The sequence below is a fragment of the Saccharothrix coeruleofusca genome (assembly GCF_017876325.1).
In the GTDB taxonomy this organism is placed as follows: domain Bacteria; phylum Actinomycetota; class Actinomycetes; order Mycobacteriales; family Pseudonocardiaceae; genus Actinosynnema; species Actinosynnema coeruleofuscum.
This window is the reverse complement of record NZ_JAGINV010000001.1, coordinates 471388-492711: the sequence shown is the minus strand read 5'-3', so window position 1 is coordinate 492711 and position 21324 is coordinate 471388. Positions and strand designations below refer to the sequence as shown.

The 21324-nt window shown below is 71.6% G+C and carries 25 protein-coding genes and 2 tRNA genes; 9 read left to right on the top strand and 18 right to left on the bottom strand.

Features of this window, described 5'->3' with window-relative positions; all coding sequences use genetic code 11:
- The first annotated feature begins 375 nt into the window (after window positions 1-375).
- Window positions 376-933 (top strand): DUF4352 domain-containing protein, encoded by a 558-nt coding sequence (locus JOF41_RS02450; protein WP_209615783.1) that lies wholly within the window; start codon window positions 376-378, stop codon window positions 931-933.
- Window positions 934-1130: 197 nt separating this feature from the next.
- Here JOF41_RS02450 and JOF41_RS02445 read toward each other — a convergent pair whose 3' ends face one another.
- From JOF41_RS02445 to JOF41_RS02430, 4 genes are all read right to left on the bottom strand, one after another.
- Window positions 1131-1745, bottom strand: a complete 615-nt coding sequence (locus JOF41_RS02445) for a YdcF family protein (protein WP_244990041.1) — start codon at window positions 1743-1745, stop codon at window positions 1131-1133.
- A 190-nt stretch (window positions 1746-1935) separates the two neighbouring features.
- A tRNA-Ile gene (locus JOF41_RS02440) sits at window positions 1936-2010 on the bottom strand.
- A 76-nt stretch (window positions 2011-2086) separates the two neighbouring features.
- Window positions 2087-2935: an oxygenase MpaB family protein gene (locus JOF41_RS02435; protein WP_209615777.1), complete on the bottom strand. Its 849-nt coding sequence runs from the start codon at window positions 2933-2935 to the stop codon at window positions 2087-2089.
- A gap of 209 nt (window positions 2936-3144) precedes the next feature.
- A tRNA-Asn gene (locus JOF41_RS02430) sits at window positions 3145-3216 on the bottom strand.
- A gap of 137 nt (window positions 3217-3353) precedes the next feature.
- On the opposite strand from JOF41_RS02430, the gene JOF41_RS02425 reads away from it, so the two are divergent.
- On the top strand, window positions 3354-3602 hold the full coding sequence (locus tag JOF41_RS02425) for a hypothetical protein (RefSeq protein WP_189222029.1): 249 nt from the start codon (window positions 3354-3356) through the stop codon (window positions 3600-3602).
- Between the two features lie 5 nt (window positions 3603-3607).
- On the opposite strand, the gene JOF41_RS02420 is transcribed toward JOF41_RS02425, so the two are convergent.
- The 3 genes from JOF41_RS02420 to dnaG are packed head-to-tail and all read right to left on the bottom strand — an operon-like array spanning window position 3608 to window position 6772.
- Entirely contained in the window at window positions 3608-4351 is a 744-nt protein-coding gene (locus JOF41_RS02420; RefSeq protein WP_209615774.1) for a trans-aconitate 2-methyltransferase, read from the bottom strand.
- Between the two features lie 4 nt (window positions 4352-4355).
- Complete coding sequence (locus JOF41_RS02415) at window positions 4356-4880, bottom strand: hypothetical protein (protein WP_209615772.1); 525 nt, start codon at window positions 4878-4880, stop codon at window positions 4356-4358.
- Window positions 4880-6772: a DNA primase gene (gene dnaG / locus JOF41_RS02410; RefSeq protein ID WP_189222032.1), complete on the bottom strand. Its 1893-nt coding sequence runs from the start codon at window positions 6770-6772 to the stop codon at window positions 4880-4882. Before dnaG ends, JOF41_RS02415 begins: the two co-directional genes overlap by 1 nt.
- Window positions 6773-6797: 25 nt before the next feature.
- On the opposite strand from dnaG, the gene JOF41_RS02405 reads away from it, so the two are divergent.
- On the top strand, window positions 6798-7706 hold the full coding sequence (locus JOF41_RS02405; protein WP_244990038.1) for a sigma-70 family RNA polymerase sigma factor: 909 nt from the start codon (window positions 6798-6800) through the stop codon (window positions 7704-7706).
- A gap of 30 nt (window positions 7707-7736) precedes the next feature.
- Here JOF41_RS02405 and JOF41_RS02400 read toward each other — a convergent pair whose 3' ends face one another.
- The 4 genes from JOF41_RS02400 to JOF41_RS02385 all read right to left on the bottom strand — a co-directional run bounded on the left by JOF41_RS02400 (window position 7737) and on the right by JOF41_RS02385 (window position 11416).
- On the bottom strand, window positions 7737-8303 hold the full coding sequence (locus JOF41_RS02400; protein WP_209615769.1) for a carboxymuconolactone decarboxylase family protein: 567 nt from the start codon (window positions 8301-8303) through the stop codon (window positions 7737-7739).
- Between the two features lie 77 nt (window positions 8304-8380).
- A complete protein-coding gene (locus tag JOF41_RS02395) occupies window positions 8381-9451 on the bottom strand; it encodes a serpin family protein (protein WP_189222035.1) in 1071 nt (356 codons plus the stop codon).
- A 56-nt stretch (window positions 9452-9507) separates the two neighbouring features.
- The gene (locus tag JOF41_RS02390; RefSeq protein WP_209615766.1) at window positions 9508-10758 is read right to left on the bottom strand and encodes a deoxyguanosinetriphosphate triphosphohydrolase; all 1251 of its coding nucleotides are present in this window, start codon (window positions 10756-10758) and stop codon (window positions 9508-9510) included.
- A 10-nt stretch (window positions 10759-10768) separates the two neighbouring features.
- The gene (locus JOF41_RS02385) at window positions 10769-11416 is read right to left on the bottom strand and encodes a YdcF family protein (protein WP_189222037.1); all 648 of its coding nucleotides are present in this window, start codon (window positions 11414-11416) and stop codon (window positions 10769-10771) included.
- 52 nt (window positions 11417-11468) lie between these two features.
- Between JOF41_RS02385 and JOF41_RS02380 the strand changes: the two genes are divergently transcribed.
- Window positions 11469-12200, top strand: coding sequence for a Type 1 glutamine amidotransferase-like domain-containing protein (locus tag JOF41_RS02380; protein WP_189222038.1), 732 nt, complete (start codon window positions 11469-11471; stop codon window positions 12198-12200).
- Window positions 12201-12216: 16 nt separating this feature from the next.
- Entirely contained in the window at window positions 12217-13110 is an 894-nt protein-coding gene (locus tag JOF41_RS02375; RefSeq protein ID WP_209615763.1) for a serine hydrolase, read from the top strand.
- 2 nt (window positions 13111-13112) lie between these two features.
- Here the strand turns inward: JOF41_RS02375 and JOF41_RS02370 are convergent, their stop codons facing one another.
- The gene (locus JOF41_RS02370) at window positions 13113-14288 is read right to left on the bottom strand and encodes an HNH endonuclease signature motif containing protein (RefSeq protein ID WP_189222040.1); all 1176 of its coding nucleotides are present in this window, start codon (window positions 14286-14288) and stop codon (window positions 13113-13115) included.
- A 224-nt stretch (window positions 14289-14512) separates the two neighbouring features.
- On the opposite strand from JOF41_RS02370, the gene JOF41_RS02365 reads away from it, so the two are divergent.
- A complete protein-coding gene (locus JOF41_RS02365; RefSeq protein ID WP_189222041.1) occupies window positions 14513-14821 on the top strand; it encodes a hypothetical protein in 309 nt (102 codons plus the stop codon).
- Window positions 14822-14993: 172 nt separating this feature from the next.
- Here JOF41_RS02365 and JOF41_RS02360 read toward each other — a convergent pair whose 3' ends face one another.
- The 5 genes from JOF41_RS02360 to JOF41_RS02340 form a co-directional block, all read right to left on the bottom strand.
- The gene (locus JOF41_RS02360; RefSeq protein WP_229795136.1) at window positions 14994-16505 is read right to left on the bottom strand and encodes a SulP family inorganic anion transporter; all 1512 of its coding nucleotides are present in this window, start codon (window positions 16503-16505) and stop codon (window positions 14994-14996) included.
- 213 nt (window positions 16506-16718) lie between these two features.
- Complete coding sequence (locus tag JOF41_RS02355) at window positions 16719-17054, bottom strand: hypothetical protein (protein WP_189222042.1); 336 nt, start codon at window positions 17052-17054, stop codon at window positions 16719-16721.
- Window positions 17055-17299: 245 nt separating this feature from the next.
- On the bottom strand, window positions 17300-17725 hold the full coding sequence (locus tag JOF41_RS02350; RefSeq protein ID WP_189222043.1) for an anthrone oxygenase family protein: 426 nt from the start codon (window positions 17723-17725) through the stop codon (window positions 17300-17302).
- A gap of 65 nt (window positions 17726-17790) precedes the next feature.
- Window positions 17791-19176: a glycine--tRNA ligase gene (locus JOF41_RS02345; protein WP_189222044.1), complete on the bottom strand. Its 1386-nt coding sequence runs from the start codon at window positions 19174-19176 to the stop codon at window positions 17791-17793.
- 84 nt (window positions 19177-19260) lie between these two features.
- Entirely contained in the window at window positions 19261-19641 is a 381-nt protein-coding gene (locus JOF41_RS02340; RefSeq protein WP_189222045.1) for an antibiotic biosynthesis monooxygenase family protein, read from the bottom strand.
- A gap of 17 nt (window positions 19642-19658) precedes the next feature.
- On the opposite strand from JOF41_RS02340, the gene JOF41_RS02335 reads away from it, so the two are divergent.
- From JOF41_RS02335 to JOF41_RS02325, 3 genes are all read left to right on the top strand, one after another.
- The gene (locus tag JOF41_RS02335; protein WP_229795138.1) at window positions 19659-19925 is read left to right on the top strand and encodes a hypothetical protein; all 267 of its coding nucleotides are present in this window, start codon (window positions 19659-19661) and stop codon (window positions 19923-19925) included.
- 80 nt (window positions 19926-20005) lie between these two features.
- The gene (locus JOF41_RS02330) at window positions 20006-20401 is read left to right on the top strand and encodes an ArsR/SmtB family transcription factor (RefSeq protein ID WP_189222046.1); all 396 of its coding nucleotides are present in this window, start codon (window positions 20006-20008) and stop codon (window positions 20399-20401) included.
- On the top strand, window positions 20398-20817 hold the full coding sequence (locus tag JOF41_RS02325; protein ID WP_189222047.1) for a Fur family transcriptional regulator: 420 nt from the start codon (window positions 20398-20400) through the stop codon (window positions 20815-20817). The genes JOF41_RS02330 and JOF41_RS02325 overlap by 4 nt, the downstream gene beginning before the upstream one ends.
- 26 nt (window positions 20818-20843) lie before the next feature.
- Here JOF41_RS02325 and JOF41_RS02320 read toward each other — a convergent pair whose 3' ends face one another.
- Window positions 20844-21254 (bottom strand): cupin domain-containing protein, encoded by a 411-nt coding sequence (locus JOF41_RS02320; protein WP_229795140.1) that lies wholly within the window; start codon window positions 21252-21254, stop codon window positions 20844-20846.
- Window positions 21255-21324: the final 70 nt, after the last annotated feature.

The window sequence follows — 21324 nt, the reverse complement described above, 5'->3', positions numbered from 1 at the left end:
CACTATCAGTCCGCTCAGCGTCCGCGGAGCTGTCCACAGGTGCGACAGCCGAGCGCCCCAACCACCGCCCTGGTGAACTACTTGACGCTTGCCCGAACTGCGTTCGGCAACTTCGGTGGCTCGCGACCACCGCAGTACCAGCAACCCGCAGTCTCCCTCCTCCTCGCGTTCATCACGCATCGCGACTCCCGGTGCGGTACACGGTCGTGACCGTTGCAGCGGACCTTGCGGTTACACAAAGCGGAGCGCCCCTTTTGAGCACGAACACTGATCAAATATCATGCTCGACCTTTGCATGATCGAATACGTTCCTGCGGTGTGGCGAAAATTTCGATACAGTGACCAACCGTCAAAAACAGCCAAAAGGCACGTAACATGAAGATTATTGTCACATTGAGCACTGCGGCGCTGATCGGGTGTGGCACCTCCGACCAGCCCGCGACTCCTCCGCGGAACGAGCCGACGCAGAGCACACCTGCCGCCTCCACCATCGAACCCGCCAAGCTCGGCGAGTCACGCCGGGACACTGGCCATCGCTACTATCCTGAGATCGCGTTCACAGTGTTGCAGTTCAAGGAGTCCACCGAATTGCCCACCGACAGTGAATTTTGTCCGCCCGCAATCCCAGCGAGTAACGGAAAGTGGGTTGCCGTGCAGGTCAAGGTAGTCAACGAAGGCACTGAACCCGTCACCTTGACCACTAACGCCAACCAGTCGCTTTACGATGACACCCGTCGATACGAGTCGGAACCCTTGGGGGGCTGTTCACCCGCTGGACTGTTGGAGGCCAAACTTCAACCAGGCGATCAGGAAACCGGGATCTTCGTGTGGGACGTGCGGCCCGACGTAACCCCCGACCGGGTCGAACTTATCGTCACAGATCGTCACGGAATCGACCGCGAGAGGCCAGGAGCTCTGTTCTCCCTCCATTAGAGTACCGAAAGCGGCCACGAGTCCCCTGTACCGGTGGAGAGACTCCGCCGGTGCACAAGCGTGCACTGTTGTCCGCCCCTTTAGAAAGCTGTCGCGGCGAGCGCAGCTCTTACTCCTCGCGGTCCCCGGACGGGCCGCCTTGACGAAGAAAAGAAACTCTGAACACAGGAGCGCCGGGGCCACGCCTGGCGGGTCGACTACCGGATGAGTCGGCTGGTGTAACCGGCGTTGACAAGTCGCTCGTAGGCCGCTTGGACCTCGGCGGGCACCTCCTGAGGGATGGCGTACCCGGCATCCGCGAAGACGGTCATGCGCTGCGTGTCCCCGACCAACATGCTGATGACGAAGTCGACATCACCGATCCCGACCACGTACTCATCGATCGGCGGACGGTGCGAGGTGCAGATGACGTCCAGCTCGGGCCAGAGCTTCCGACACGTGGCATAGGCGCGACGCTCCTGGTACGGACGGGACACCAGGACAGCCGACGAGACCTCGATCCCCTGAGCCTGCAACACCCTCCGGCTCAACTCGAAGTTCTCGGCCGTATTGGTCGCCTCGGTCTCGATGACGATCGCCTCGTCCGGCACGCCGCGCTCTAGGGCGTACTCCCGGTAGTGAACGGCTTCGCCACGGGGAAAACGCTTGACGGTCGTTGGGGCGTTCGCGCCGGTGAACAGCAGCAGTGGAACGGTTCCGGCGTCGTACAGCTCGACGGCCCGAACCGCCACACCGATGTCATGGCTGCCCAGACCGATCCCGACATCGGCGGGACGCATCCGGTGCTTCATGTCGTGGTAGTCCCACAACATCAAGACGTCGGCACGGTGCTCAGCAGGGACGGAACGGCGGCGTGACACGTCGCTGCCCTGCCTGCGGCGCTCCTCGGCGTTGCTCTCGGTGCCCATGTGGCCATGATCGGACCGCCGTCAATGGGCAAGACCATGGACAGCCACCCGGAGCATGATCTCCGGCAGGTCACGTTTTCGCAGGTGAACTAGGTAGGGCGGGTGGGGTTCGAACCCACGACCTGACGGATTATGAGTCCGCTGCTCTGACCGGCTGAGCTACCGCCCCCTGACGTGCGGTTCTGGAGAGTACCGATCAACCGCCCAGGCGTCTCAGCAACCCGGCAGCACGTGACCAACCCGTGCTACGGAGCCCCGAGGTCGGACGGGCTCAGCGAGCCCGGATAGCCGGGGTAGGTGCGGTTGCCGGGGTCGTTGGTCAGCCGTGGCACTTCGCGCGGCGGCAGGTGGCGGACCACGCGGGCGCGGATGCGCAGGCCCAGGCGGGTCAGAGCGCCGATCCAGCGGGGCGGTGGGGTGAAACCGACAGCGGCCAGCATGGGGGACTCCAGCAGGCTCCGCACGGCCAGTGAGACGGCGGGGCGCGTCCACGCCGGGTACCACGAGCAGAACAGGTCCAGGGTGTACTGACCGATCTGGCGGTTGGAGTCCGCGTAGGTGAAGTGCTCGGCCTCGTAGTCGCGCTTGAAGGCCAGGAACGCCTCGTAGGAGTCGGGGATGCCGCGGATGCCCATCCGCGCGCCCACGGCCCGGTAGAAGTGGAACGCCGCCTGGCGTTCGTGGTCGGTGAGGTCGCGCCAGCCGTAGGCGGAGATCCACTCGATCGGGTCGTAGATGAACGTGGACAGCACGTACCGCATGTCGGCGGCGGCGATGTCGTACCGGCCGTGCAGCCGGTTGATCACGCGCAGCGCTTCCTTGCCGCGCGCCGAGTCGTAGCCGTGGTCGACCAGTTCGGCCATGAGCAGCGCGGTGTCGTCGTAGCGCTTCTGGGGGCGCCGCTCGAACTCGCCGGTGGCCGCCAGCAGGGCGGAGACGGAGGGCACGCAGTAGGTGCGGAACAGGGCGAACTCCAGGGCCCGCAGGTAGTCCCAGGGGAACTCGTACGCGGTCGAGATGCGCAGGATTTCCTGCGCGTCGCGCTCCGGGTCGAGGGCTGTGATGCGGCGCACGTTGGCGAAGCGGTCGGCCATCCTCCGAGGGTGACGGAGAACGTGACAAGTGCCACACCCCGTGACGCGCGTGCCACCCGTGTGGGCGATCAGGTTTCGGGCGGGACGGCAGCGGCCATCCTGATCGCGACGGAAGAGTGAATCGTGCCGAAAGCGTGGGTCTCGCGTGGGGCAGGACCGATACGGATCGGCCCCCGTCCGCAGTGGACGGGGGCCGATCCGGCAAGGCGCTCCCCCAACTGGATTCGAACCAGTAACCCTTCGATTAACAGTCGAATGCTCTGCCGTTGAGCTATGGGGGATTGTTCAGTTGTTCCGCCTGACCTGGTCGGCCTGACAGGTCATAACTCTAGCGCATCGTCGGAGGTGCTCGCGCACACCCCCCTCCTGTTCCGGCAGGATGGGGTGTGACCAGGCACGATGAGAGGAGGACCTGCTGATGAAGGGCATCATGTTCGGCGCTGCCGTCGGCTACGTGCTGGGGGCGCGCGCGGGTCGGCAGCGGTACGACCAGATCGTCCGGGCGTACCGGGCGATGGTCGACCACCCCGCGGTCCAGGGCGCGGCCGGGATCGTGCGGGCGAAGGTCGGTGAGAAGACCGGGTTCGGGCGGAGGTCGCGGACGACCACCGCCCCCTCCGACGCCAACGGGCACCGGATGGACCCGGTCATCCCGCGCGCCAACTAGGACACCTAGGACACGCGGGCCACGGCGAAGACGCGGCGGAACGGGAACCACGTGCTCCCGTCCGTCCGCCGTGGGTACGCCCGCGCCAGCAGCGGGGCCAGTTCGGCCCGGAACGCCGCCCACTCCTGGTCGCCCAGAGCCGCGCGGATCGGCCGCAGGGCCGTTCCGGTGATCCACTCCAGCACCGCGTTCTCACCGTGCAGGACGTGCAGGTACGTGGTCTCCCATGCGTCGACCTCGCAGCCCTCCAGCACCTCGGCGTAGCCGGCCGGGGTGAACACGTGGAACCTCAGCAGGTCCTCCAGCTCCGGCCACGACCGTCGCACCACCTCCAGCAGCAGCTCGTGGGACGGGGCTTGGAAGTTGCCCGGTACCTGCAGCGCCAGCCACGCGCCGGAGGACAGCTCGGTCGTCCAGCGGCGCAGCAGCGCGTCCTGGTCGGGCAGCCACTGGAGCACCGCGCTGCTGATCACCACGTCGGTGTCCGGGGCGGGCCGCCATTCGGTGATGTCCCCCACACTCGCGGCCAGGCCGCGTTCCCGCGCCGCGGCGACCATCTCCGGCGACGAGTCCAGGGCTTCCAGTTCCGCGTCGGGCCAGCGCTCGGCCAGCGTGGTGGTCAGGTTGCCGGGGCCGCAGCCCAGGTCGACCACGCGACGGGGCGCCTCGGCCCGCACCCGTGCCACCAGTTCGTGGAACGGGCGGGAGCGGTGGTCGGCGAACGCTAGGTACTTGCCTGGATCCCACATGCCATCAGTCCACCGGCGGAGGCGGGAGCGAGGCCACGAACGCGGGTGTGATCTCTTTCACGCGCTCCACGTCCTCGCCATCGTCCGGCCGCACCTGGACCACCAGGCCGTCGCGACCGGGCACCCGGCGGCGCAGGAACCACGCCCCCGGCGACTCGTGGCGGTGCCGGGACCGGATCGCCCCGGTCACCCGCTTGTGCACGGCCTCGGGCAGCTTGCCCGGCTCCTCCAGGGCGAACCGCCGCGGCGGCAGGTCGCGCAGCACCACGACCTCACCCACGGCGCCGTCCTCGACCGCCTCGACCACGCTCAGCGCACCGCCCGACCAGGTCGCCTTGCTGATCAGGTGCCAGCCCAGCCTGCGGGGCCGCGCGCCGGGCAGCCACAGGCCCAGCGACGTGGCCACCAGCCAGCCGTCGCGGGTGGCGGCCGAGGCCACCACGTGCTCCGCGGGCTCCAGCGCCCCGGTGAACCCCTCGGGGGCCCCCGAGCCGAACAGCCTGCGCAGCAGGTCTCCCACCGCACCCATCACAGGGCTCCGTTCGCCTGCTCGCCCAACGCCTTGTGGTAGTCCTCCAGCGCGATCAGGTCGCCGAACAGGGCGCGGTACTCGTCCGGCTCCTCGATCGGCGAGACCCTGCGCAGCTTGGACTTGATCTCGGTGATCTGCGCGGCGACCAGGATCTGCTGCAGCCGCGCCAGCACGCTCTGCACGTACCGGTACTCGTCGCCCTTGACGTGCAGCGGCTCCACGGCCAGCTCGGTCAGCACCGACCGCACCGACTGCGGCCCGCACGCCTGGCCCACCGCGTCCAGCAGCGCGGGTCCCGACAGCCCGGAGGAGACCCCGCCCGCGTCCCGCACCGCCCGGTGCAGCGCCAGGTAGGTCGGGTGGGTGAACGCCTCGTCGGGCAGCGAGTCGTAGTACGGCCCGGCCATCTCCGGCAGCTGCAGCGCCGCCTTGAGCGCCTCCCGCTGGTGCCACAGCCGGGGGTCGCGCGGGTCCGGCCGCGGCGGCCCGTCCACGTCCACGGCCAGCGCGCCCTGGTTGGGGTCCACGGCCGCGCGCCGGGCGCGGGGCGCGGGCGCCCGCCCGTTCGCGGTCTCCCTGACCCGCCGCACCACGGTCGCCTCGTCCTCCCAGCCGACCCACCAGGCCAGCTTGGTGGCGTAGCCGTCGCGCTTGGCGCGGTCCTTGATCTGCGCCACGAACGGCACCATCTTCTTCAGCGCCTCGACCCGGCCGTCCACCGAGTCCAGGTCGTAGTCGCGCAGCTGGGCCTTGATGGCGAACTCGAACAGCGGGGTGCGCCGCGCCACCAGGTCGCGCACGGCCACGTCGCCCTTGACCTGGCGCAGCTCGCACGGGTCCATGCCGTCGGGTGCCACCGCCACGTAGGTCTGGGCGGAGAACTGCTGCTCGCCCTCGAATGCCTTGAGCGCGGCCTTCTGGCCCGCCGCGTCGCCGTCGAAGGTGAAGATCACCTCGCCGTTGAGCGAGTCGTCGATCAGCAGCCTGCGCAGCACGTTCATGTGGTCGGCGCCGAAGGCGGTGCCGCAGGAGGCCACCGCGGTGGGCACGCCCGCCAGGTGCATGGCCATCACGTCGGTGTAGCCCTCGACCACCACGGCCTGCCGCCGCTTGGCGATCTCCCGCTTGGCCAGGTCCAGCCCGAACAGCACCTGGGACTTCTTGTAGATCGGGCTCTCGCTGGTGTTGAGGTACTTGGCCTGGATCGGGTCGTCGTCGAAGATCCGCCGCGCGCCGAAGCCCACCACGTCGCCGCCCAGGTCCTTGATCGGCCACAGCAGCCTGCGGTGGAACCGGTCGATGGGGCCCTGGCGGCCCTCCTTGGTCAGCTGCGCCTTGATCAGCTCGGCCAGCTCGAACCCGCGCCCCAGCAGGTGCTTGGTCAGCCGGTCCCAGCCGCCGGGGGCGAAGCCGCAGCCGAACTGCCTGGCCGCGGCCTCGTCGAAGCCGCGCTGGGCGAGGAACTCGCGCGCGGGCATCGCCTCGGGCGTGGCCAGCTGCTCGGCGTAGAACTCGGCGGCGGCCCGGTGCGCCTCGATGAGCCTGCTGCGGGTGCCCCGGTCGCGCTGGATCGTCGCGCCGCCGCCCTCGTAGGTCAGCTGGACGCCCGCCCGGTCGGCCAGCCGCTCGACCGCCTCGACGAAGCCGAGGTGCTCGATCTTCATCACGAACGCGATGACGTCGCCGCCCTCGCCGCAGCCGAAGCAGTGGAAGGTGCCGTGGGTGGGGCGGACGTTGAACGACGGCGACTTCTCGTCGTGGAACGGGCACAGGCCCTTGAGCGCGCCGCCGCCCGCCCGGCGCAGCGACACGTGGTCGCCCACCACCTCGTCGATGCGGCTCCGGTCGCGCACCAGTGCGATGTCGCTCTCCCGGATGCGTCCTGCCACGTCCGCCGAGTCTAGTGCCGGCAGACTGGGCGCCGTGACCACCGCCGAGGAGAGCCTCGCCGAGACCTTCACCGGTCACCGCGCCCACCTGGTGGGGGTGGCCTACCGGCTCACCGGCAGCGTCGCCGACGCCGAGGACGCGGTGCAGGAGGCGTGGCTGCGGCTGTCGGGGCTGTCCGACCAGTCGCGGGAGGCCATCCGGGACGTGCGGGCGTGGCTGACCACCGTGGTGGGGCGGATCTGCCTGGACCGGCTGCGCTCGGCCGCGGTGCGCCGGGAGCGCTACGTCGGGCAGTGGCTGCCCGAGCCGCTGGTCACCACGGGCGAGGACGACCCGTTGGACGCGGTGGTGCGCGACGACGGGGTGCGGATGGCCGCGCTGGTGGTGCTCGACCGGCTCACCCCCGAGCAGCGGGTGGCGTTCGTGCTGCACGACGCCTTCGGGCTGCCCTTCGACGAGATCGCCGCCACGCTGGGCGTGACGCCCGCCGCGGCGCGCCAGCACGCCTCGCGCGGCAGGCGCGCGGTGGCCGACGCGGCGCCCCCGCCGAGGGTGGCGCTGGAGGAGCAGCGCGAGGTGCTGGCCCGGTTCACGGCGGCGCTGGCGGCGGGCGACGTGCGGACGGTGCTCGGCCTGCTGCACCCGGACGTGGTGCTGGTCGGCGACGGTGGCGGCAAGGCGCGCACGGCGGTCAACCGGATCGAGGGCGCGGACCGCGTGGCCCGCTTCCTGCTCGGCCTGCGGCGCAAGTACGGCGAGCTGCTGGCCGACAGCACGCCCGCGCTGGTCAACGGCGATCTCGGGCTGCTGTACCCGCAGCGGGGGCCGCTGTCGGCTCGGGTCAGCGCGTTCGCGGTGCGGGACGGCCGGATCGCGGCGATGTTCGACGTGGTCAACCCGGACAAGCTCGGCCACGTGGACTTCGGCGGGTGACCGCGCGGCGCCGCCACCCGCCGCACCGCGTCACGGCATCGGCACCCGGCAGGCCTCCCCTGAGGTGAAGCCCTGGTCGACGATGCCGAAGGCGGAGTTGAACCGGCCGCGCATGTTCTCCAGCGCGATCAGGTAGGTCAGCTCGACCACCCCCGCGTGCCCCAGGCGGTCCACCAGTTCGGCGACCTGCTCGTCGGTGACCGCCGTGGGGGTCTCGGTCATCGCGTCGGTGTAGGCCAGCGCCAGCTTCTCCAGCTCGGTGTACTTGTCCGACTCCCGGTAGGAGCCGATCTCCTTGAGCCGGTCGACGTCCAGGCCCTCGTGCTTCTGCAGCATCGTGCCGAAGTCCACGCACCACGAGCAGCCCAGCTTCACCGCCGCCGCGTAGACCACCAGCTCGCGCAGCGACACCGGCAGCGCGGTGGCCGCGCGCTGCACCGCCAGCTCGTGGCGGCCGCTGGCCATCAGCAGCTTGGGGTGGTGCGCGGTGACCGCGAACGGCTCCGGCACCGCGCCGTAGCGGCGCTTGGCGAACCGGTAGACCAGCTTCAGCAGCGGGTTGGCGTCCTTGGTCGACACCAGCGGAATCCTCGCCATGGGTCCTCGCTCCTCTCGTTCTCGTCGTGGGGACGAGAGGGCGGGCCGGGGTGTGACAGACCGGGACCAGGACCGGGTCAGGGCTGGGCGACCTGGGCGAGGAAGAAGATCGCACCGCTGCCCGCGTGCCGGATCAGCACCAGGTGCGGCCGGTCGACGCGGACCACGCGCGGGTCCGGGTGCATGATCAGCGACACCGCGCGGATCATCACGGCGGTCGCGGCGGCTCCTTCGAAGCCCTGCTCGTCGACGCGCAGCACGGACTCGTGGACGACCTCGTCGACGGTCAGCCTCGGGTCGGGGCTCAGCCCGGTCAGGTCGGCCTCGGCGGTGAACACCGTCCGCACGCCGAGCCGCCGCAGCGGGTCGGCCAGCAGCGCCGAGGAGGTCAGGGACAGCTTCGGCCAGTGCAGCTCGACGCGCTCGAAGTCCAGCGCCGCCAGCACCTCCGGCACGCCCGCCGTGTCGCCCAGCTCGCCGTCGGGCAGCAGCACCACCGCCTCGACACCGCCGCGCGCGGGCACCGCGACCGCCTGCCAGCCCGCTCGGGCGGCGTAGCGCAGGGTCGCCTCCTTGCGCATGGTCGGCACCTCGACGGTGCCGCCGGGGGCGTGGAAGGGCCGCGGCTCGGTGTCGCCCTCCGGGAACTCCTCGGTCCAGGCCACCTTCAGGTACAGGGCGTTGACCAGGCCGGCCACCGTGTCCTCGTGCACCGAGCCGGACTTGAGCAGCTCGGGGATCAGCTCGCGGGTGGTCTCGGCGACGTCGGCGTTGATCGCCTTGCGCGCCGCCTCGGGGTCGGTGGCGAACGGCGCGGAGCGCACCTTCGCGCCGGGCCAGCGGGCCAGCTCGGCGGTGAAGTCGGGGTCGAGCGGCAGCTCGTCCCACACCCACAGCGTGTTGGCGACGGCGAACTCGGCCTCCTCGTCGGCGATCGCGGCCGAGCGCAGCACCTCGGCGTTGTCCTCGCCGAGCAGGGCGACGATCTCCTCCCCGGTGGCGCCCCGCGCGGCTTGCGCGGTCATGCCGAGCGCGCTGGCCACCGAGTACGGCGACCAGCACGCGTTCACCCCGCGGTCGGGCGCGAGGGCGTCGTGCAGGGTCAGTGCGAACGTCAGGTGCGCTCGGTCAGGCGCTCGGTCGGGCACAGGGACTCCTTCACCGCTGTCGGGTCGTGCCACCCGCGTCCCGAGTGTGCCACCGATCACGCGGGCCGGGCGTGCGCCTCGTGCCAGGCCACCGCTTGGGCGTCGGTGAGCAGGGCGACCTGGTCCACCACCACGCGCAGCCGGGCGGCGTCGTCGGCCGCGGCGTGCCACGCGGGCGCGAACGCGGGGTCCAGCGCGTCGGGGGCGCGGTCCAGCAGGGCGTGCACGAGCTCGGCCACCAGCTCCCGCTGCCGCTGCTGCATGGCCAGCCGGGCCGGGTCGCTCATCACGTACCGCACCGCGACCGCCTTGAGCAGCGCCACCTCCGCGGCGACCCGCGGCGGCACCACCAGGTCGGCGGCGTAGCGGGTCAGCGGGCCGTCGCCGTGCGCGGCGCGGGTCGCGCCGACCGCCGCCGAGGCGAAGCGGCCCACCAGTTCGCTGGTCAGCCGCTTCAACGCCACCTGCGCGCCCAGCGACCCGTCGTACTCGGCCAGCGGCGCGATCACCGGCAGCCGCAGCAGCTCGTCGGCCACCGACTCCAGCGCCGACACCGGCTCCGGGGAGAAGTGCTTGGCGGCCAGCTCCGCGATGGCCGCCCGCTCGGCGGGGTCGCCGAGGGCGGCCAGCCTGATCCGGTGCGCCAGCACCCCGTCCTCCACGTCGTGCACGGAGTAGGCCACGTCGTCGGCCCAGTCCATGACCTGCGCCTCCAGGCACCGCCGCCGCTGCGGGGCGCCCTCGCGGACCCAGCCGAACACGTCCAGGTCGTCCTCGTAGACGCCGAACTTCACCAGTCCGGGGCGGCGCGGCCACGGGTACTTCATGGCCGCGTCCAGGCAGGCGCGGGTGAGGTTGAGCCCGCGTTCGGTCTTGGGTTCCAGGCGGGTCAGGATGCGCAGGGTCTGGGCGTTGCCCTCGAACCCGCCGCACGGCTGGGCCAGCGCGTTGAGCGCCCGCTCCCCGTTGTGCCCGAACGGCGGGTGGCCGATGTCGTGCGCCAGCCCGGCGGTGTCCACCAGGTCCGGGTCGCAGCCCAGCTCCTCGCCGATGCCGCGGCCGATCTGGGCCACTTCCAGCGAGTGCGTCAGCCGGGTGCGCGGCACGCCGGTGACCTCGGCGCCCTCCCCCGGCCCGACCACCTGGGTCTTGCCCGCCAGCCTGCGCAGGGCGGCGGAGTGCAGCACGCGGGCCCGGTCGCGGGAGAACGCGCCGCGCCGCTCGGGCCGGGCGCCCGGCAGCACGGCGGTCTTGGGCCGTTCGGGCAGCAGCCGCGCGCGGTCGTGCTCGGTGTAGCCCGTGCTCATCGGGCCAACGCTAGAGCACGATGCCGTCGAACGCGCCCGCCGGCGCCTTCATCAGGTGGTAGTACAGCAGGCCGCCGGTCTCGCGGCGGATGTAGAACAGCTGCGTGGCGCGGGTCTGCACGTTGGGTCCGCTGCGGGTCGGCGAGGTCCACGCGTCCAGGCCCTCGTCCTCGGCCATGGTGCGGGCGCGCAGGGAGTGCCAGGGGTCGCTGACGATCACCGCGGTCTCCAGGGACTTCTCGCGCGCCTTGGCCGCCACCGCGCGGATGCTGCCCAGCGTGTCGGAGCCCTCGCCGACCTCGATGATCCGGTCGGCGGGCACGCCGCGCTCCTCCAGCCAGATCCGGCCAGCCTGGCCCTCGGTGTAGTTGTCGCCGGGTTGGCGGCCCCCGGTGGTGGCGATGTAGCCGACCACCCCTTGGGCGAACAGCCGCCGCGCGTGCTCCAGCCGCGCGGCCAGCACGTCGGAGGGCACGCCGTTGTACTGGGCGGCGCCGAGGACGATGGCCATGTCCGCGTGCGTCCGGTCGTCCTCCCGCGCCACCTGCCACACGCGGAACGCCGTGCCGCCGACCACGAGCACCGCTACCGCGATCCCCCCGAGCACGACGCGCTGGACGACACGGCGGAGCCTGGACAGGAAAGTGGTGGGTCGCACAAGGTGAATGTTTCCACAACCGCCGCTCCGACCACGCTGCGAGGATCACGACATGCCTGCAGAGCAACCGACGATCCTGGCCACCTCCGGCGGTTTCCGCGCCGGGCACCGGACGATGCTGGAGTTCGGCGGCCTGGTCCGCTTCGCCGTGGACCTGGCGGGGGTGCAAGGCCGCAAGCCCCGCCTGCTGCACGTGGGCACCGCCAACGGCGACCAGCGCCACTTCAACGCCCACATCACCGAGGCCGGTCAGCTGGCCGGGTGGGAGGTGTCGCACCTGAACCTGTTCACGATGCCGCCCACCGACGACGTGCCGGGGTTCGTGCTGGAGCACGACGTGGTGTGGGTCGGCGGCGGCTCGGTGGCCAACCTGCTGGCGGTGTGGCAGGTGCACGGCCTGGGCGCGGTGATGCGCCGGGCGTGGGAGGCGGGCGTGGTGCTCGGCGGCGTCTCGGCCGGGTCCATCTGCTGGCACGTCGGCGGCACCACGGACTCGTTCGGCCCCGAGCTGCGCGTGGTGGACAACGGCTTGGCGCTGCTGCCCTACGGCAACGGCGTGCACTACGACACCGAGGCCGCGCGCAGGCCCGCGGTGCACGAGGCGGTCGCGGCGGGCACGCTCCCGCTGACCTACTGCACCGACGACGGCGCGGGTCTGCTGTACCGGGGCACGGAGCTGGTGGAAGCGGTGTCCGAGCGCGGCAGCGGCGGCGCGTACGTGGTGCGGCGGGACGAATCTTCAGGTACCGCACAGGAGGATTCGCTCGACATCAGGCGGTTGTGAGCAGCACCGTTGAGGTGTGGGAAGGCTCTGGTGGCTGGTGGCGGCGCTCACGACGGTGAGCGCGCTGGCAGTGGCGCTGGTGCTGGGCTGCCCACCGAGCGACGGCGCTCCCGAGCCCAACCCCGAGGCAACCCCGCACGCCGCGGTGCCGCGCGGCTCCGAACCGCCCGGCTCCGAACCACCCGGCTCCGAACCGCCCGGCTCCGAACCGCCCGGACCGTCGGAAGCCGAGATCGCCGAGGCGGTCGACCGCGCGGCGGCGGCCACCGGCGTGGACCTCGGCTTGGCCGTGCTCGACCTGGCAACCGGCGCGCTGGCAGGCCACAACGGTGACACGCCCTTCCGCTCCGCGTCGCTGAGCAAGCTCGTCGTCGCGGTGGACGTGCTCGGGGCGGGTGCTTCCGACCAGGACCGCCACTACCTGCAGCGGGCGCTGAGCGTGAGCGACGACAACGCCATGAACGCCCTGTGGGTCCTGCACGACGGCATCGGGGCCATCACCCGCGTCGCCGAGCGGGCGGGGCTGCGGAACACCACCGCCCCGGCCGACCCGTCGCAGTGGGGCGAGGTCGAGATGTCCGCGGTCGACGTGGTGCGGCTCTACCAGTACGTCCTGCGGGAGTTGCCGGGTGAGGCGCGGGACTTCATCGTCTCCGCGCTGTCGTCTGCCCCGACCACCGCGGCGGACGGGTTCGACCAGGGGTTCGGGCTGCTGGGGCTGGGCGGCTACACCAAGCAGGGCTGGATGTACTACCTGCCCGCCGACCTGTACCTGCACAGCGCGGGCGTGGTCGGCGACCGGTACGCCGTGGCGCTGCTGTCGGTGCAGACCGGCGTGGCGACCGCCACGGCCCGCGACAACGTCACCGCCATCGCCAGGACCGTGGTCGACGCTCTCACCGACCCGTGAGATCAGGCCGCGTGCCGGGTGGGTTGTCGGTGCAGCAGGTTCTGCCGGGGCTGTTGGGCGGGGTCGATGTGGCGGGGCGGGATGAACACCGGGACACCTCCGGTGATGGTGATGCGCCACCGCGAGTGGTGCACCAGGCTGTGGTGCAGACGGCACAGCAGCAGGAGGTTGTCCAGGTCGGTGGGGCCGCCGTCGGCCCAGTGGACCACGTGGTGGGCGTCGCACCACTTCGCGGGTCGCGGGCAGCCGGGGAAGGCGCACCCCCGGTCGCGGGCGTGCAGCGCCCTGCGCTGGGCCACGCTGACGGTGCGCCGGGTGCGACCCAGGTCGAGGACCTCGGACGCACCGCCGAGCACCACCGGGATGATCTTGGCGTCGCAGGCCAGGTGTCGGGCCTGTGCCGCGCTCAGGTGCGCGCCGCCGTCGAGCAGCGCGTGGCCCACTCCGCGCCGCAGGGTGTCGTAGTCGAGGGTGACGCTGACGTGCGGGCGTTCCCCCGCCTCGACCGGCAGCGCACCGGAGGTCAGCACGAGGGCCAGGAGGTCGCCGAAGCCCTCCCCCTGGCGCTGCGCCCGATCACGCGGTCCCTCGGGACGCGGTTGGGACAGCGGCTCCAGCGCGGCCTTGAACCGCGCCCCGCTCCGCGCCGACAGCTCGCCCCAGAACTCGAGCCGCCCGCCGGGCAGATCCCGCAGCCGCAGCACATCGCCCTGGTCGGCCGCGTCCTCGTCGACTTCGTCCTTGCCGTCCTGGACGACCTGGTCGTGGATGCGGTCGGCCAACCGCCGCACCGCCTTCGGTTCCACCGAGCGAGCCGCGGTCACCAGGATCTCCTGCGATCCCTCCGGCAGCCGCAGCCCGACGGCACGGGCCAACTCGGTCAGGTGGCCGTCGCTCAACTCCTCCACCGCCGCCGCGACCACCGGGTCCGCCGCCTCCACGGGCTGCCCGGTCGGCCCTCGTCCCGGCAGGAACAGCCGCGCCTGGGTCAGCCACCTCTTCACCTCGGCCGGGTTGGCCCGAGTGGCCTGCTGGTAGGAGCGCACGTCCAGACCCCGCTGGACCACCTCGGCGAGCAGGCGCAAACGCTTCACGTGCACCTCGCGCGCCCACGCCTCGACCTCGGCGACGGCGGCGAACAGGCCATCGTCGGTCAACAGGGCGGGCGAGAGATCCATGAACCCACGCTATCGAACAGGCGTTCGATCAGGCTATTACACGATCAGGTACGCCCATCGCGGCTCAGGACGAGCGGCTCAAGCTCGGCTGGCTCCCTTGACTGCTTGATCAAGACCTCCACCAGTCTCACCAGGCTGTCGGACACGGCGGTGGTGTTGGAGCCGTGACGCGAAGCAGCGGATCATCAACAGGAGCAAGCACGCTTTCGGGGAGGAGAACCCGGATGGGGAACCAGCCGCCGCGCGGGACCTACCGCTGGGGGTTGCTGTTCCGGTGGTCGTGGATCGCGGTGTTCGCCCCGTTCCTCATCGGCTTCCTGATCGCCGGGGCTGTGGCCCACCGGGTGTTCCTGGTCGCGTTCGCGCTGTGGACGGGCGCGCTCGCCTGCGTGCTGCGCGCCGAAGCGCTCAACGCGCGAGCCCGCGCCACGGCCGACCCCGGCGCGGGTCTGCTGGGGGCGCGAGCCGGTTGGCTGTTCGTCGCCCTGGTGCTGCTCTTCGGCAGCGCCGCGATCGTGCGCGCGGTGCTGTGAGCCGGTTGCCCCGGCTCGCGGACAGCGGAAACGGATCCGCCAGGGGTTCGGCGGGCAACCACCTCACTACCTGGGAAGCGCTGCGCGATCACCCCCCCCCCCCCCGCCGAGGAGGACGCCGTGGCGCACGAGCACGACGTCCTCCGCGAGCGGTGCCTGCTGTTCGTCGCCGCTACTCGTGCTCGTGATGCTCTGCGGGTGTCCTACGTCGATCGGGCGAGCCCGTTCCTGACCGCTCCCGCGGCCTGATCAGCTCGACCCCGACCCGCTGCGCGGCCCACTGCTCGATGGCCTGCCCGCAGGCGCGGTCGAGGTGGCGGACGTCGCTCAGGTCCACCCGCACGCGCCCGTCGGGCAGCGCCTCCAGGGTCTCCAGCAGCCTCGGCAGGCGCAGGAACGTCGCGTTGCCGCGCACCGCCACGTGGTGGTGGTCCTCACCGTGGTCGGTGACCACCACCGAGAGCCGGGAGACGTCCCAGGCGGTCTTCACCACCGCCGCGAGCAGACCCGCCAGCGTGCCGGTGAGCAGGTCGGTGAGCACGATCAGCCCGGCGGTCAGCAGCAGCACGCCGCCCTCCGCGCGGTCGGCGCGCACCAGCCGGGCGACGCCGCGCACGTCCAGCAGCTTCCACCCGGCGTGCACCAGCAGGGCGGCCAGCACCGCCAGCGGCACCGCCGACAGGACGCCGGGCAGCAGGACCACGAACACCAGCAGCCACACGCCGTGCAGCACGCGGGACAGCTTCGTGCGCGCCCCGGCGTCCACGTTCGCGGCGCTGCGCACGATCACGGCGGTCATGGGCAGCGCGCCCAGCACGCCGCAGACCGCGTTGCCGACGCCCTGGGCGACCAGCTCCTTGTCGTAGTGGGTGCGCGGGCCGGAGTGCATCCGGTCCACCGCCGCCGCGCTGAACAGGCTCTCCGCCGAGGCCACCAGGGCGAAGGTGAGCATGGCGCCGACGACGCCCGCGTCGAGCACCGAGAAGTCGACCAGCGAGACGACGCCGGTCAGCGAGCCGACCTCGATGCGCGGCACGTCCAGGTCGAGCACCGTGGCGACGGCGCTGGCCGCGGCGACGGCCACCAGGATGCCGGGGACCTTCCCCACCGGGCCGGGGACGCGGCGCCACAGCACCATCGCGACGATGGTCAGCAGGCCCAGCGCCGCCGAGGCGGTCAGCGGGTCCAGGCCCGGCAGTCCGGCGAACTTCTCGCCGGTGGTGGCGGGCTGCTGCCTGCCGACCAGCGGGTAGAGCTGGCCCAGGATCAGCACCAGGCCGATGCCCGCGAGCATCCCCTGCACCACCGCGGGCGAGATCGCCCGGAACCACCGGCCCAGCCGCAGCAGGCCCAGCAGGACCTGGAGCAGGCCCGCGCCCAGCACGATGACGCCCAGGGCGCCGATCCCGTGCGCGGCGACGGTGTCGGCCACCAGCACGGTCAGCCCGGCGGCCGGGCCGCTGACCTGGAGGCTGCTGCCCGGCAGCAGGCCGACGACGATGCCGCCGACCACGCCGGTGACGATGCCCAGTTCCGCGGGGACGCCGGAGGCGACGGCGATGCCGACGCACAGCGGCAGCGCGACGAGGAAGACCACCAGCGACGCGCCGAGGTCGCTGGTCCACGACTGCCGCCAGGTCAACCCGCGCGAGGGCGGCGCGGAACGCTCCAACTGCCCGGTCACGGCCGCGCTCCGATCGGGCCGGGCGCGATTCGCGAATCGGCGTGGGCGGTGGACAGGACTCGCGGTGACCACCCCGCCGCGAATCCGCGGAACATTTTCGGGGACGGTCGGGTCAGGCGTGCGCGGGCACGCCGAACCGAGGACTTGTATTCCATTCAATTTCTCCACTGATCGCGTGTGGTCTGCTGCGGACGGCGGCGGGACCACGTGGGATCAGTGGCGGAACACCTGCAGGGCGCAGGGTGAGGTCCAGATGGCGCAGGCGGGCGCTCTGGGCCGCACGTCGGGGACCGCGAACCGGTGCGGCGGTCGGGACGGGACGCGGGCGAGCGCCCGGTCCGACCGGCGTGGACTGTCGATCCGCTGGTCGGGAAGGGCTCCCGCGCGGGTGGGGGGCGCTTCGCGGGACTCCCGCGGCGCGTGCTCCTCGGCGGGCGCCGCCAGCGCGGGGCTCGCGGGCACCACGGCGGGGGGCACGTCGTGCCGCACGCCGGGGAGGAATGCGGCCAGCATCGCCAGCGCGGTGATGAGCACCGCTGAACGCACCATGACACCCCCCGACGAATGGAGCCGTGCATTCAGTGTCACAGCAACCGGTGACGTGGAGGTTAAGAGCACCCGCCCGCCGGAGGATCCCGACTAATATTCACTCGTTTGTTCGTGATCTACGTCATTCAATCGTATGAATATCACTCTACGTAAGGTCGGCTATGCATACCACAGGCCCCTTTCCGCCCCGTCCGGCGGAGAGATGAAGTATGAAAATGCTTCGGCTCCGATGACGGGGGCGGGGTTCAGACCGCGAGGAACAACGCCGTCGTCGCTCCCAGCGCGGCCAGGGCGCGCACGTGGTTCCACGCCGTCCAGACCGCCAGGTAGCGCTTCCAGAACTCGGTGGAACCGTCGCGCTCCAAGGCGTTGTTGCGCGGCACGTGCACCACGGCCGTGAGCAGGAACGAACCCACGACGTACAACGCGGCCCCGGCGACCGCCCCCGGTCGCCCGGAGAAGGCGGCGATGACCGACACCACCGCCGTACCCGCGAACACCCCGAGGAAGCCCGGCCGGACCGCGGCGGCGTTGATCGAGCGCATCACCGCCACCCCCTCGGCCGGGTCGACCGCTCGGAGCGCCGGCATGACCATCACCGAGAAGACGAAGAACGCGCCCGCCACCAGGGCGCTGCCGAGAGCCGCGATCACGATGAGCGTGGAGAACATGCCCCCAGTGAAGTCGATCACCTCGCGCCGGGCCAGCACCGGTGGCCTGCTCGCCCGCGGGCGGGTCAGGCCCCGATCAGCCGGGCCGCCAGGTAGCCCTCCAACTGGTCCATCGACACCCGCTCCTGCGACATGGTGTCGCGCTCCCGCACCGTGACCGCCTGGTCGGTGAGCGTGTCGAAGTCCACCGTCACGCAGAACGGCGTGCCGATCTCGTCCTGCCTCCGGTAGCGCCGCCCGATCGCGCCCGCGTCGTCGAACTCCACGTTCCAGTGCTTGCGCAGCGCGTTGGCCAGGTCCCGCGCCTTGGGCGAGAGCTCGGCGTTGCGCGACAGCGGCAGCACCGCCGCCTTCACCGGGGCCAGCCGCCGGTCCAGCCGCAGCACCACGCGCTTGTCCACGCCGCCCTTGGCGTTGGGCGCCTCGTCCTCGGTGTAGGCCTCCAGCAGGAACGCCATCATCGGCCGCCCCACGCCCGCCGCGGGCTCGATCACGAACGGGCGGTAGCGGGAGTTGGTCGCCTGGTCGAAGTAGGACAGGTCCACGCCCGAGTGGTTGGAGTGGGTGGTCAGGTCGTAGTCGGTGCGGTTGGCGATGCCCTCCAGCTCACCCCACTCCTGGCCGCCGAAGCGGAAGCGGTACTCGATGTCCACGGTCCGCTTCGAGTAGTGCGACAGCTTCTCCTTGGGGTGCTCGTAGTGCCGCAGGTTCTCCTTGGAGATGCCCAGCTCGGTGTACCAGCGGGTGCGCTCGTCGATCCAGTACTGGTGCCACTCCTCGTCCGTCCCCGGCTCGACGAAGAACTCCATCTCCATCTGCTCGAACTCGCGGGTGCGGAAGATGAAGTTGCCCGGCGTGATCTCGTTGCGGAAGGACTTGCCGATCTGGCCGATGCCGAACGGCGGCTTGCGGCGCGAGGTGGTCTGCACGTTGAGGAAGTTGGTGAAGATGCCCTGCGCGGTCTCCGGGCGCAGGTAGTGCAGGCCCTCGTCGGTCTCCACCGGCCCCAGGTGGGTCTTGAGCAGGCCGTTGAACATCTTCGGCTCGGTGTACTGGCCGCGGGTGCCGCAGTTGGGGCAGGGCACGTCGGAGGCGTCGCCCTCGGCGACCTGCTTGCCGGTGCGCTCGGCGTACTCCTCGACCAGGGTGTCCTGGCGGAACCGCTTGTGGCAGGAGTTGCACTCCACCAGCGGGTCGACGAACGCCTCGACGTGGCCGGAGGCCACCCACACCTCGCGCGGCAGGATCACCGACGAGTCCAGGCCCACCACGTCCTCGCGCCCGCGGACCATGAAGTTCCACCACTGGCGCTTGATGTTGTCCTTGAGCTCGACGCCGAGCGGCCCGTAGTCCCAGGCCGACCGGGTGCCGCCGTAGATCTCACCGCACGGGTAGACGAACCCACGGCGCTTGCACAGGCTGACGACGGTTTCGATGCGATCGGCTGCCACGGACACTCCAACGGAGGCGAACAAAGGGGGCTTACCAGGGTAGTCCTGCCGCCCGTCGCGCCATCGGGCGACCACGGACCGGGGTCAGCGCGGGGTGGCGGGCCCGGCGGCCTCGCCCAGCCGGACGGTGGCCGCGTCGCGGGCGAGCAGGCTGGTGTGCCTGCTGGTGGCGCCTCCCTCGGCGCTCAGCAGCGGCTCGTAGGCCGCGGGCGCGTCGGTCTCGGCCTGCGACAGCAGCGGGACGACGTGCTCGCGAACCTCGAACGGGGACAGCGCGCGCCGGTAGGCGACCACCGACTCGAACTCGACGGTGAGCACGTACCGGTCCGCCTCGTCCAGCGCCCGGCTGAGCCCGCCGCGCAGGCAGCCGGGCTGGGCGGTGAGCAGCTCCAGCGCCCGACCCGCGCGGGCGGTGAAGTCCTCGGCGCGGGCATCGGGCACGGTGAACCGGCAGACGAGCAGCACGGTGCAAGGATGCCAGGGTGGCGAACGACTTCAAGCGCGCACTGGTCCCCGGCCGCGGCCCGCTGTCGCGGGTGCCCGCGCCCGCGGTGTTCCTGCTGGTGCTGACGCTGTTCGGGGTGGGGGTGTGGGTGCGCGGCCCGGTCGGGGCGGCGCTGCTGGGCGTGCTGGTGCTGGCCGTGGCGGGGCTGCTGGCGGCGACCTGGCGGCTGCTCACCCCGAGCGCGCGGGTGCTGCGGGTGCTGGTGCTGTGCGTCCTGGTGCTGGTGACCGCTTCCACGCTGTAGCCGCGATCCGCCGTTCGAGGTGCCCCACTGGAGCACCCCTTAGTATCGGTGGTGAAAATCCATACCACGTGGGAGGCGCCGTGGCGGTAGGAGTCCGGGGCGATCACGTGCACTCCCCCGAGCGCGGCGCGGGCCGCCCCGCCCCGTCCCGGCCCGCGGGCACGCTGACCGCCGCGGGCGAGCTGCTGCGGGCGCTGGCCGCGCCGGTGCGCATCGCGATCGTGCTACAACTGCGCGGCGCCGACCGGTGCGTGCACGAGCTGGTCGAGGCGCTGGGCGTGGCGCAGCCGCTGATCAGCCAGCACCTGCGGGTGCTCAAGGCCGCTGGCGTGGTGCACGGCGAGCGGCACGGCCGCGAGGTGGTCTACCGGCTCGTCGACGAGCACTTGGCCCACATCGTGGTGGACGCGGTCACCCACGTGGAGGAGGGGGCGCGTGGTATCAACGACCGGGCATCCGGGACGGAGGAACTGTGACCACTAGCGAACGCCCGAACACCGCGGTTCCGGGCTTGCGCTCGACCAAGCAGCGCACCGCGGTGTCGAAGCTGCTGGACCAGCTCGACGACTTCCGGTCCGCTCAGGAGCTGCACGAGGAGCTGCGCAAGCGCGGCGAGGGCATCGGGCTGACCACGGTGTACCGCACCCTGCAGTCGCTGGCCGACGCGGGCGAGGTGGACGTCCTGCGCACCGACTCCGGGGAGGCGATCTACCGGCGCTGCTCGGCGCACCACCACCATCACCTGGTGTGCCGCTCGTGCGGGCGGACCGTGGAGGTGGAGGGCCCGGCGGTGGAGAAGTGGGCGGACCGGGTGGCCGCGGAGAACGGGTTCACGGCGGTCAGCCACACCGTGGAGATCTTCGGCACCTGCGCGGAGTGCTCGGTCGGCTGACCGTCGCACCCCGCGCCGGGGTTGGGTCAGAAGTCGCAGCCGGGGTTGGGCGCGTCGACGGTCAGCGGCGTGCCGACCTTGTGCTCGTAGTAGAACGCCAGCATGACGACCGGCGTGGAGCCCGGGTTGCGACCGAAGTGCACGCTGTCGGGCCCACCTCGCTCCCGCATGACCTGTCCCTGGCGGTAGACCCCGTCGACGGCGCAGTCCGACGAGTAGTGGACCAGCTCGCCCTGCTCGACGATGCCGAACGCGTCGCTGGTGTGGTAGTGCCAGCCCGAGGTGCCGCCGGGCTGGATCGTGACCCGCTGCACGATGTACTCGGTGTCGCCGATGGTCTTCTGGAGGATCGTGACGCCGCTGACCCCGGATCCGGGGGTCGCGTTCGCCGCGGGCACCGCGGTCGCGGAGAGGCCGACGACAGCGGCCGCGGTCAACAGACAACGGGAAGTCCTGCCCATGAAAGCGCCCTCCTCCGGGACCGGTCCGAAGGAGTATCTCCAAGTG